This is a genomic window from Streptomyces sp. NPDC025784, from assembly GCF_055558435.1.
In genome coordinates, this window is sequence record NZ_JBVHMN010000019.1 from 1 (window position 1) to 9,911 (window position 9,911).

Below are 9,911 nucleotides of genomic sequence, written 5' to 3' on the forward strand. Positions count from 1 at the left end.
CTGCGCGATCTGGCACAACCGCACCATCGGCGCACCCATCACCAGGTCACTGATCGCCTACGACCACTGAGCCACATCGGAACTACTCATCTAGGCCTGCCCGACCCTTCCCGGCTGCCCGGCGACGCCGGGAATCGTCGGACAGGCTCTGGCCTGGACCCGGCCTCAGCGGCGCTTGCGCCTCTTGAGCAGGAGCCGCGGCAGGGCCGACGGAATGGGCCGGCGGGTGGTCGCCGGGGTCGGCAGCGGCACCGCCGACAGGGATCCGTCGGGAAGCTCGCGGGTAACGCCCGACGGCTCCAGGCGCAGCACCCGGCACTCGCGGGCCCAGCGCTCCGGCATCGCCTCGCCGTCGGGGGCGTTCAGGCGTTTGCCCTTGAGCTCGCCGACGGCCGCCTCCCACTCGGGCGAGGAGGGCGTCAGTTCCACGACCTTCGCGCTCCAGGAGACGAGCCGCCCGCCCTTGTCCTTGCTGCGCACGGTGACGACCGCGGCGCCCCCGTCGACCAGGCCCGGCAGCGGCTGCTCGCCCGGCCCGTCGCCGACGAGGCAGGCCGCGCCGTCGTGCCACACGTGCCACAGGGCACGGGAGGGCCCGTCCTGGCTCCCTGCGGGAGCCGGCCCGTCGGCGGCGCGCACCCAGATCAGCCCGGACTTCTTGGTGGCCTCCTCGACGAGGGCCCGGTCGAGCAGCTGTTCCGTCATGAGGGCAAGCCTAGCCAGCGCGCGGCCCTGCCCGGCCGGCCCGGCCTCACAGCCAGCCGTTGCGCTTCAGGATGCGGTGGATCGAGAGACACAGGCCGACCGTGATGCCCATGACCACCGGGTAGCCGTAGCGCCAGTGCAGCTCCGGCATGTGCTGGAAGTTCATGCCGTACACGCCGCAGACCATCGTGGGTACGGCGATGATGGCCGCCCACGAGGTGATCTTGCGCATGTCCTCGTTCTGCGCGACGGAGGCCTGCGCGAGGTTGGCCTGGAGGATCGAGTTGAGCAGTTCGTCGAAGCCGAGGACCTGCTCCTGCACGCGGGCGAGGTGGTCGGCGACGTCGCGGAAGTACTTCTGGATGTCCGGGTCGATCAGCCGCATCGGCCGCTCGCTCAGCAGCTGCATGGGGCGCAGTAGCGGGGACACCGCCCGCTTGAACTCCAGCACCTCGCGCTTGAGCTGGTAGATCTGCCCGGCGTCGGTGCCGCGCGGAGTGCCCTTGCGGCCCGGCGAGAACACCTGGGTCTCGACCTCGTCGATGTCGTCCTGCACGGCGTCCGCGACGGCGATGTACCCGTCGACGACGTGGTCGGCGATCGCGTGCAGCACCGCGGAGGGGCCCTTGGCGAGCAGCTCCGGGTCGTCCTGGAGCCGGTGCCGCAGGGCGCGCAGCGAGCCCTGCCCGCCGTGCCGGACGGTGATGAAGAAGTCCCGCCCGGTGAAGCACATGACCTCGCCGGTCTCCACGACTTCGCTGGTGGCGGTCAGCCGGTCGTGCTCGACGTAGTGGATGGTCTTGAAGACGGTGAACAGGGAGTCGTCGTAGCGCTCCAGCTTGGGCCGCTGGTGGGCCTGGACGGCGTCCTCGACGGCCAGCGGGTGCAGTCCGAACTCCCGGGCGATGCCGGAGAATTCGGCCTCCGTCGGCTCGTGCAGGCCGATCCACACGAAGCCGCCGTCGCGGTGCACCTGGCGCATCGCCTCGTGCGGGGTGAGCGGCTCGCGCGTCTCGACGCGGGCACCGTCGCGGTAGACGGCGCAGTCGACCACCGCGGACGGGGTGGCGGGGTCGCGGGTGGTGTCGTACGTCCCGCTGTCCTTGCGCAGCGAGGGACGGGGGCGGACCGCGGCACGCAGGTCACGGATCATCGACATGGCAGGCTCCTTTTCACCGGAGGCCGTCGACGACGGTTGGAACTGCCCGGAATGGGGACGTCCAGACTGCGGATGTTTGGCACGTCCACAAAGCGGGGAGCACCGCACCGTCGCGGTGGCAGCTTCGCTACGGATTCAGATCAGACGGATCGGGTGATGCAGATCAGACGGATCATGCGGAATCGAAGCGCTCTTCCGTGGTGCACCGGGCAACGCTGACAGGTATGCACACGCTTGCGTGAGGCAGCAGCCGGCGGGGCCGATGTGCAGGCGATTCAGCTACAGAACTCAGCGACCGGAAGAGCGGGTGGTACTGCACGGTCGACTTCGGTCCATTGCAGCCCCACCTCCTCCGGTCGGTCCCCCGTGAGGGACGATCCATCCCCCGCAGGGGAGTCCGACTCCCCGGGGAGTCGGCGTCAGTGCGTCGCGTTCGGAGCTTGAGAGCGACGCTTCTGCGTGCTGCTCCGACCGGCGGCCAAGACTATCAGCGCACTGAAGCGTCAACGCGCCGCTTTGCCCGCTCCTGACGAGTTCTATGCTCACGGCATGGCTGATGTTCTTCCTCTGGTCGAGGCCCGGCTGCGCTCTGCGCTGGGCGAACCCGACGCGCGGGCCGCGGTCACCTTCCTCGGCACCGACCGTATCGAAGTGCTGCGCTTCACAGAGGGCGACGTCGTCCGCTACGCGACGCTCGGCATGTCCGCCCAGCCGATGGCGGACCCGACGGCGGTCGTCGCCGACCCGGTGAAGGGCCCGCGGGCCGAACTGGTCCTCTCGGTGCGCGCGGGCGGCGCCGACACCGACAAGGTGCTCCGCCCGCTCGCCGTGCTCGCCGCTTCCCCGCAGGTCGAAGGCCTGATCGTGTCGCCGGGCGCCTCGCTCGACGTGGGTGAACCGCTGTGGCCGGGCGCGCCGTTCACCTCGGTCCTGGTCGCGGAGTCCGGTGGCCTGATCGAGGACCTGGAACTCGACGCGCCGGCCGATCCGGTGCGGTTCCTGCCGCTGCTGCCGATGACGCCCAACGAGGCCGCGTGGAAGCGCGTGCACGGCGCGGGAGCTCTCCAGGAGCGCTGGCTGAACGGCGGAACGGACCTGCGCGATCCGCTGCGCAAGTCCGTTCCGCTGGACTGAGACCGGCTCAGTTCCTGGCCGAAAAGCATCAGTTGGCAAAAACCGTGACGCTGTCCTCGGTGACGTGCCGGGGCTGGAGCTCCTCCGCCTCATGGGTGAGCGCCTTGCGCCGTACGAGGACCACGACGGCGCCCGCCGCGGCCGTCACCGCGGCGACCACGAACGGGACGTGGATGTCGGTCCACTCCTCGATCTTCGGCGCGAAGTACGGGGCGGCGGCTGCCGCGAACCACCGCACGAAGTTGTACCCGGCGCTCGCCACCGGGCGCGGAGCGTCCGACACGCCGAGGGCCAGCTCGGTGTAGACCGTGTTGTTCACGCCGATGAAGGCGCCGGACAGGATCGTGCAGACGACGGCGGTGGTGTGGTCGCCGTAGCCGAGGACGAGTACGTCGACGGCGAGCAGCACCAACGAGCCGCCCAGTACCTTCAGCGAGCCGAACCGCGCCTGCATGCGCGGTGCCACGATCACCGAGAAGACGGCGAGCAGCACACCCCAGCAGAAGAACACCGCGCCGGACTTGTAGGGGGTCATGTTCAGCACGAACGGGGTGAAGGCCAGCACGGTGAAGAACGTGTAGTTGTAGAAGAACGCCGAGACGGCCGTCGAGGCGAGACCGCCGTGACCGAGCGCCCTGATGGGGTCGAGCGGCGACGTCTTCCGCGCGGGCCTGGGCTGTTCCTTCAGGAACGCGGCGATGCACAGGAAGCCGACCGCCATCAGGAACGCGGTGCCGAAGAACGGGTAGCGCCAGCTGGCGTCGCCGAGCAGGGCACCGAGCAGCGGGCCGCAGGCCATGCCGAGGCCGAGCGCCGACTCGTACAGGAGGATGGCGGCGGCGCTTCCGCCCGCCGCCGCGCCGACGATGACGGCGAGGGCCGTCGAGACGAAGAGGGCGTTGCCCAGGCCCCAGCCGGCCCGGAACCCGACGAGTTCGCCGACCGATCCCGAGGTGCCCGCCAGGCCCGCGAAGACGACGACGAGGGCCAGGCCCAGCAGCAGGGTCCTGCGGCCGCCGATGCGGCTGGAGACGAATCCGGTCAGCAGCATCGCGAAGGCGGTGATGAGGAAGTACGAGGTGAACAGCAGGGACACCTGACTGGGCGTGGCGTCCAGGCCCTTGGCGATGGACGGCAGGATCGGGTCGACGAGGCCGATGCCCATGAACGCGACGACGGAGGCGCCGGCGGTGGCCCAGACGGCCTTCGGCTGGCGCAGAAGGCCGGTGGCGCCCGCGTCCCGTGTGTCCCCTTCGGCGGGGCCTCCCGTGCTGCTGATCATGCCCGCTCCTTCACTGCGTACCGAGAGATCGTTGTCGTATACACATAATAAGTTAGCTGAGCTAATTAATGCAAGCTACATGTAGTTTCTTGGTGTGACAGGCACACGCCGGACGGGTGATCGTCCTTGACGTGGCGAACGTCGGGGAGGACCGTTGGGCCCTATGAGGGGCGAACCCAGTTGCCCGAAGTGTGGTGGCCGGGTCAGGGCTCCCGGCCTCTTTGCCGACACCTGGCAGTGCGACGTGCACGGGACGGTGCACCCGCTGCAGCCCGTGATCCCGCCCAGCGTCGAGGCCCTGGACGTGGTCGTGCACCGCGCCCGGGTGCCGGTGTGGATGCCGTGGCCGCTGCCGGTCGGCTGGCTGTTCACCGGCGCGGCCTTCGCCGGTGACGACCGCAGCGGTGGACGCGCGACCGTCGTCGCCTGCTCCGGACCCGGACCGCTCGGTGGCGTGGGAGAGCTGCTGCTGGTCGCCGAGGAACTCGGCGTCGGCCTCGGCGCTCGGTACGCCGGCGTCGACGGACCCGACCCCGGCCCCTACATGAGTGTCGAGAAGCCGCCCCAGGCCAAGGTCCTCGCGGCCGGCCGCCCCACCCCGCTGTGGCACGTCTCCGGCACCCCCGACGACCGCGCCGTCTTCGCGGGCGAGGCGCTCGGGCTGTGGCTGTGGGCCGTCGTCTGGCCCGAGCAGACCGGGCTGCTGATGTACGACGAGATGGTGCTCACCGATCTCCGGGACGCGGGTGCGGAGGTGGACCTGCTGCCGTGCGGGGCGCTGTCGCCGCGCATTCTGGAGCCGTGAGGCGGCGGGCGGAACGGCGGCACGGGCCCATTGCCCGGCGGCCCGGGTGCCTTCTCCGTACGTCGGAGACGGGAGTGCGAGGGCGGGTGGTCCGCGCGGCCGCGCGCAGGGAGCGCAGCGCCCGGGCGCGGGTTGCTGCGGGCCGACCGTGTGGATCCGGGGACGGTCCTCGCAGGCCGCGCCCCTACCACCGCAGTGCCGGTCGCGCAGGGCGTGCGCGTGCATCGCGGTCCCCGGCGTTGCTCCATCGGAGTGAAGGGCCGGAAGGCCCGGCGGTCGAGTGGCGTGGTCGCGAGCGGGGTGTGTCAAAAGCCCGCGCGGTCGCCCCGGCGGTTGCGGCTCACAGGGAGCGCGTAGGGGGCGCACCTGGGGAGAGGGTGTGACAGAGGGGCCTCGGAGGCCCGTTATCCTTGAGTGTCCCCGCCCGTCCCGTCACCGCCTGGAGCCCGCGTAGTGCGTATCGACCTGCACGCCCACTCCACGGCGTCCGACGGCACGGACACCCCGGCCGAGCTGGTGCGCAACGCCGCCGCGGCCGGACTGGACGTGGTCGCGCTGACCGACCACGACACCACCCGTGGATACGCCGAGGCGATCGCTGCGCTCCCCGAGGGGCTCACCCTCGTCACCGGCGCCGAGCTCTCCTGCCGCATCGACGGGATCAGCATGCACATGCTGGCGTACCTCTTCGACCCCGAGGAGCCCGCGCTGCTCGCCGAGCGCGAGCTCGTGCGCGACGACCGCGTACCGCGCGCCCAGGGCATGATCGCCAAGCTCCGGGAGCTCGGTGTGCCGATCACCTGGGAGCAGGTCGCCCGCATCGCCGGCGAGGGGTCCGTGGGCCGTCCGCACGTCGCGTCCGCGCTGGTCGAGCTGGGGGTCGTGGACAGCGTCTCCGACGCGTTCACCGAGCAGTGGCTCGCCGACGGCGGCCGCGCGTACGTCCCCAAGCACGAGACCGACCCCTTCGAGGCGCTGAGACTGGTCAAGGGCGCCGGGGGTGTCGCCGTCTTCGCGCACCCGGCCGCCGCCAAGCGGGGCCGGACGGTGCCGGAGTCCGCGATCGCCGAGCTCGCCGCGGCAGGCCTGGACGGCATCGAGGTCGACCACATGGACCACGAGCCCGAGACGCGTGCGCGGCTGCGCGGTCTGGCGGCCGAGCTGGGGCTGCTGGCCACGGGCTCGTCCGACTACCACGGCAGCCGCAAGACCTGCGTGCTCGGCGAATTCACCACCGATCCCGAGGTGTACGGGGAGATCACCCGCCGGGCCACCGGCGCGTTCCCCGTGCCCGGCACCGGTGGACCCCTGACCGCCCAGGGCTGACCGCGGCCGTCCCCGCCGGCGCCGTCCGGCACCCGGTCCCACCGGGACCGTGACCGGTCGTCCGGCCGGGGCCGCAACCGGTCGTCAGGCCCGACCCCGCGGCACTCCGTGGCCCGTCGCGTCCCGCGACGGTCCGTCCGTGTGCCCCGTACCCGCAGGCCCGCCGGGCCGAGCGGTTCGGTCCGGCGCCTCCGGCCGGTGCTTCCCGCCCTGCTGTCCTCACCTGTCCTGTTCCACCGCGGTCACGTGCCGCGCGGAACGCCCGCCCCAGCGGCACACCCGTTCTCCCCACGTTCGCAAGGCCATTCACCGTGTTCGACGTCGCCGTCTTCGGCTCCCTGTTCCTCACCCTCTTCGTCATCATGGATCCCCCCGGGATCACTCCGATCTTCCTCGCGCTCACCGCGGGACGCCCCGCCAAGGTGCAGCGGCGGATGGCCTTCCAGGCCGTCTGCGTGGCCGGGGGCGTGATCGCGGTCTTCGGACTGCTCGGGCACCAGATCCTCGACTACCTGCACGTCTCCGTGCCCGCCCTGATGATCGCGGGCGGACTGCTGCTCCTGCTGATCGCCCTCGACCTGCTCACCGGCAAGACCGACGAGCCCAAGCAGACCAAGGACGTGAACGTCGCCCTCGTGCCCCTGGGCATGCCGCTGCTGGCCGGTCCGGGCGCGATCGTGTCCGTGATCCTGGCCGTTCAGAAGGCCGACACGGTCGCCACGCAGGTGTCGGTGTGGACGGCGATCCTCGCGATCCACGTCGTGCTGTGGGTCGTGATGCGGTACTCCCTGGTGATCATCCGCGTCATCAAGGACGGCGGTGTCGTGCTGGTGACCCGCCTCGCGGGCATGATGCTCTCCGCGATCGCCGTGCAGCAGATCATCAACGGTGTCACCCAGGTGATCCGGGCGAGCTGAGGAGCTGCGTCCCGGGCGCAGACGCAAGCGGAGCCCCGCACGGCCGATGCCGTGCGGGGCTCCGAAGTCGGTGAACCGATGACGTCCGCGTGACGAAGCGCGTCCTCGTCCTACGAGGCGGACGATTCGGCCGGGCGGATCCACAGTCGCTGCCCGATGGCCGCGGCCTGCTGAACGATCCGGTTGACGGAGGCGGCGTCCACGACGGTGCTGTCCACGGGGGTGCCGTCGACATCGTCGAGTCGCATGATTTCGAAGCGCATGGGCTTCTCCCTTCGTCTGGTCATCCTCCTGAGGAGAACTACTCGTGTGAGGCATGCAAGGCGACAGTGCGCCCGCATCCGTACGTATTCAACGGGGTGCGTGTTACAAACATTCCCTACGCTAAGGAAAATTTTCGAGAACCTAATTACCGGCTGGTAAGCGATGTGGCGCAGACTGTTCGGGGACTGAACGGGACCAGTTGTGTTCGCAGCGTGACCGCCGGGACAATAGTGGCGATGAACGACGACCTCCTGGCGCTCGGCGCCCGCATCGACCGCACGAACGAGCTGCTGCAGCGCATGCTCGCCGAGGTGGCGAAGACGCCGTCCACACACGCGATCTTCGTCGACGCGGGATACCTGTACGCGGCGGCGGGACGGCTCGCCGTCGGCACGGAGGACCGGCGTTCCTTCGATCTGGACACCGAGGGCCTCATCGAGGCCCTCATCGACCGGGCCCGCACGATCTTCGCCGACAGCAGGCTGCTCCGCGTCTACTGGTACGACGGGGCGCGCCGCCGCATCCACACCAGCGAGCAGCAGTCGATCGCCGAACTGCCCGACGTCAAGGTCCGGCTGGGCAACCTGAACGCCAACAACCAGCAGAAGGGCGTCGATTCACTCATCAGGTCCGACCTGGAGTCCCTGGCCCGGCACCGCGCCATCAGCGACGCCGCGCTGCTCGGCGGCGACGAGGACCTGGTGTCGGCGGTCGAGGCGGCCCAGGGGTACGGGGCGCGCGTCCATCTCTGGGGGATCGAGGCCCCCGATGGGCGCAACCAGGCGGAGCCCTTGCTGTGGGAGGTCGACAGCCAGCGCACCTTCGACCTCGACTTCTTCAAGCCGTACGTGTCGCGGCGGACCGCCCTCACGTACGACGCGACGGCGGCGAGCCGGCCCGGCCGCGAGGACGTGCGGTTCGTGGGCGCCCAGATCGCGGCGAAGTGGCTGGCCGCACGGGGCCGGGAGTCACTCGTGGAGCTCCTGCCCGGACATCCGTACCTCCCGGGCCTGGTCGACCAGGACCTGCTGGTCGAGGCCGAGGGGATGCTCCAGTATTCCCTGCGGGGGCAGTCCGATCTGCGCCGTGCCCTGCGCGACGGCTTCTGGGAGCACCTGCAGACGCAGTACTAGGCCTGCCGGGTGTCCTTCGGCTGCTCGGCGCCCGGGTTGCCGTTCCAGAACCCGGCCAGGGCACGGGCCGTCAGGAGGGGCCGGTCCGTGTTGGGGGAGTGCTCGGCTCCCGGTATGACCGTGCGGCGGGCGCCGAGCCGGACGGCCATCTCGTCCAGCAGGGTCACCGGCCAGGTGTCGTCGTGCGCACCGGAGAGCACGTGCTTCGGCAGGGGGAGGGCGGCCAGTTCGGCGACACGGTCGGGCTCCGTGCACAGCTGGCGTCCCGTCGCGACGAGTTGAGCGGGGCTGTTGGCGAGCCAGCGCTCGCGCAGCGCGGCGATGTCGTCGAGCCCCGAGTCGACCCCGCCGGTGTCGGTCTCCTCCGGCGGCTCCATCGCCTGGATCGCCTCCCACACCTGGGCCATGCCCATCACGGCCAGCGCGTCCCGCAGCAGCTTGACGCGCGCCTGCTGGGAGGAGGAGATCTGGGCGGGGCCGGAGGCGATGAGCGTCAGCGAGACGAACGGGGACGGGTCCAGCAGCACCGCGGCGCGCGAGATCTGGCCGCCCAGGGAGTGCCCGACGAGATGCAGCGGAGCGCCGAGCGCGGCCGCCTGGGCGAGCACGTCCCGCGCCAACTCCTCCTGAGCGTAAGGTGCTTCGTCGTCCTTGGGGCCCTCGGTCTCGTACTGGCCACGCCCGTCCACGGCCACCGTCCGGTATCCGTCCGCGGCCAACGGCTCGTGCAGCGCGATGAAGTCCTCCTTGCTCCCGGTGAACCCGGGCAGCAGCAGGGCGGTTCCCTTGGGGCGTCCCTGGGGTGCCGCGTCGAGCACGGAGAACTCGCCGCGCTCGGTGGACAGGCGGTAGGCGCGGACTCCGGCGGGCGGGACGAACGTGGGGGGCCGACTCATGAGCCGAGGCTATCGGCACCCGCAAGAGGCCGCGCGCGCCCGCCCGCGAACGCGACGACGGTCACACGGCCCGCGCGGAGCGGGGACCGGGGGCGGCGCCCCGGGAGGGGGACCCCGCTGGTCGGGCGAATCCGGCGATGCGGGAAAGGCCCCGGGCGGGCCGGGGACCAGGGGTGCAAGACGAACGGCCCGGCCCCACCTCGGGTGGGACCGGGCCGTTCAGGTCGGCGACTCAGCTCTCCGCGGGCTCCACGGCAGCCGTCGTGGCCTTGCGCGTCCGGCGGCGGACG

At 71.1% G+C, this 9,911-nt stretch carries 10 protein-coding genes; 5 read left to right on the forward strand and 5 right to left on the reverse strand.

The window, feature by feature from the left end:
* Positions 1 to 165: 165 nt before the first annotated feature.
* Both ACZ4IF_RS33710 and ACZ4IF_RS33715 read right to left on the reverse strand, forming a co-directional pair.
* A complete protein-coding gene (locus ACZ4IF_RS33710) occupies positions 166 to 705 on the reverse strand; it encodes a hypothetical protein (RefSeq protein WP_467569763.1) in 540 nt (179 codons plus the stop codon).
* Between the two features lie 46 nt (positions 706 to 751).
* Positions 752 to 1,864, reverse strand: coding sequence for a magnesium and cobalt transport protein CorA (locus tag ACZ4IF_RS33715; protein WP_359489509.1), 1,113 nt, complete (start codon positions 1,862 to 1,864; stop codon positions 752 to 754).
* Between the two features lie 549 nt (positions 1,865 to 2,413).
* On the opposite strand from ACZ4IF_RS33715, the gene ACZ4IF_RS33720 reads away from it, so the two are divergent.
* On the forward strand, positions 2,414 to 2,998 hold the full coding sequence (locus tag ACZ4IF_RS33720; RefSeq protein WP_467569766.1) for a suppressor of fused domain protein: 585 nt from the start codon (positions 2,414 to 2,416) through the stop codon (positions 2,996 to 2,998).
* Positions 2,999 to 3,026: 28 nt separating this feature from the next.
* Here ACZ4IF_RS33720 and ACZ4IF_RS33725 read toward each other — a convergent pair whose 3' ends face one another.
* Positions 3,027 to 4,280, reverse strand: coding sequence for an MFS transporter (locus tag ACZ4IF_RS33725; RefSeq protein WP_467569769.1), 1,254 nt, complete (start codon positions 4,278 to 4,280; stop codon positions 3,027 to 3,029).
* A gap of 163 nt (positions 4,281 to 4,443) precedes the next feature.
* Here ACZ4IF_RS33725 and ACZ4IF_RS33730 point away from each other — a divergent pair, with 163 nt between their 5' ends.
* The 3 genes from ACZ4IF_RS33730 (at position 4,444) to ACZ4IF_RS33740 (ending at position 7,328) form a co-directional block, all read left to right on the forward strand.
* A complete protein-coding gene (locus ACZ4IF_RS33730) occupies positions 4,444 to 5,085 on the forward strand; it encodes a DUF6758 family protein (protein WP_095936473.1) in 642 nt (213 codons plus the stop codon).
* Between the two features lie 453 nt (positions 5,086 to 5,538).
* The gene (locus ACZ4IF_RS33735) at positions 5,539 to 6,411 is read left to right on the forward strand and encodes a PHP domain-containing protein (RefSeq protein WP_359489516.1); all 873 of its coding nucleotides are present in this window, start codon (positions 5,539 to 5,541) and stop codon (positions 6,409 to 6,411) included.
* 311 nt (positions 6,412 to 6,722) lie between these two features.
* On the forward strand, positions 6,723 to 7,328 hold the full coding sequence (locus ACZ4IF_RS33740) for a MarC family protein (RefSeq protein ID WP_028801987.1): 606 nt from the start codon (positions 6,723 to 6,725) through the stop codon (positions 7,326 to 7,328).
* A 110-nt stretch (positions 7,329 to 7,438) separates the two neighbouring features.
* Here the strand turns inward: ACZ4IF_RS33740 and ACZ4IF_RS33745 are convergent, their stop codons facing one another.
* Positions 7,439 to 7,591, reverse strand: coding sequence for a hypothetical protein (locus tag ACZ4IF_RS33745; protein WP_095936476.1), 153 nt, complete (start codon positions 7,589 to 7,591; stop codon positions 7,439 to 7,441).
* Between the two features lie 237 nt (positions 7,592 to 7,828).
* Between ACZ4IF_RS33745 and ACZ4IF_RS33750 the strand changes: the two genes are divergently transcribed.
* Positions 7,829 to 8,725 (forward strand): NYN domain-containing protein, encoded by an 897-nt coding sequence (locus ACZ4IF_RS33750; protein ID WP_359489519.1) that lies wholly within the window; start codon positions 7,829 to 7,831, stop codon positions 8,723 to 8,725.
* On the opposite strand, the gene ACZ4IF_RS33755 is transcribed toward ACZ4IF_RS33750, so the two are convergent.
* A complete protein-coding gene (locus ACZ4IF_RS33755) occupies positions 8,722 to 9,621 on the reverse strand; it encodes an alpha/beta fold hydrolase (protein WP_467569774.1) in 900 nt (299 codons plus the stop codon). The two genes, ACZ4IF_RS33750 and ACZ4IF_RS33755, sit on opposite strands and share 4 nt — an antisense overlap.
* Positions 9,622 to 9,911 lie beyond the last annotated feature (290 nt).

Coding starts and splice junctions, on each gene's coding strand:
- ACZ4IF_RS33710 (WP_467569763.1), bottom strand. CDS start 705: ATGACGGAACAGCTGCTCGACCGGGCCCTCGTCGAGGAGGCCACCAAG.
- ACZ4IF_RS33715 (WP_359489509.1), bottom strand. CDS start 1,864: ATGTCGATGATCCGTGACCTGCGTGCCGCGGTCCGCCCCCGTCCCTCG.
- ACZ4IF_RS33720 (WP_467569766.1), top strand. CDS start 2,414: ATGGCTGATGTTCTTCCTCTGGTCGAGGCCCGGCTGCGCTCTGCGCTG.
- ACZ4IF_RS33725 (WP_467569769.1), bottom strand. CDS start 4,280: ATGATCAGCAGCACGGGAGGCCCCGCCGAAGGGGACACACGGGACGCG.
- ACZ4IF_RS33730 (WP_095936473.1), top strand. CDS start 4,444: ATGAGGGGCGAACCCAGTTGCCCGAAGTGTGGTGGCCGGGTCAGGGCT.
- ACZ4IF_RS33745 (WP_095936476.1), bottom strand. CDS start 7,591: ATGCGCTTCGAAATCATGCGACTCGACGATGTCGACGGCACCCCCGTG.
- ACZ4IF_RS33750 (WP_359489519.1), top strand. CDS start 7,829: ATGAACGACGACCTCCTGGCGCTCGGCGCCCGCATCGACCGCACGAAC.
- ACZ4IF_RS33755 (WP_467569774.1), bottom strand. CDS start 9,621: ATGAGTCGGCCCCCCACGTTCGTCCCGCCCGCCGGAGTCCGCGCCTAC.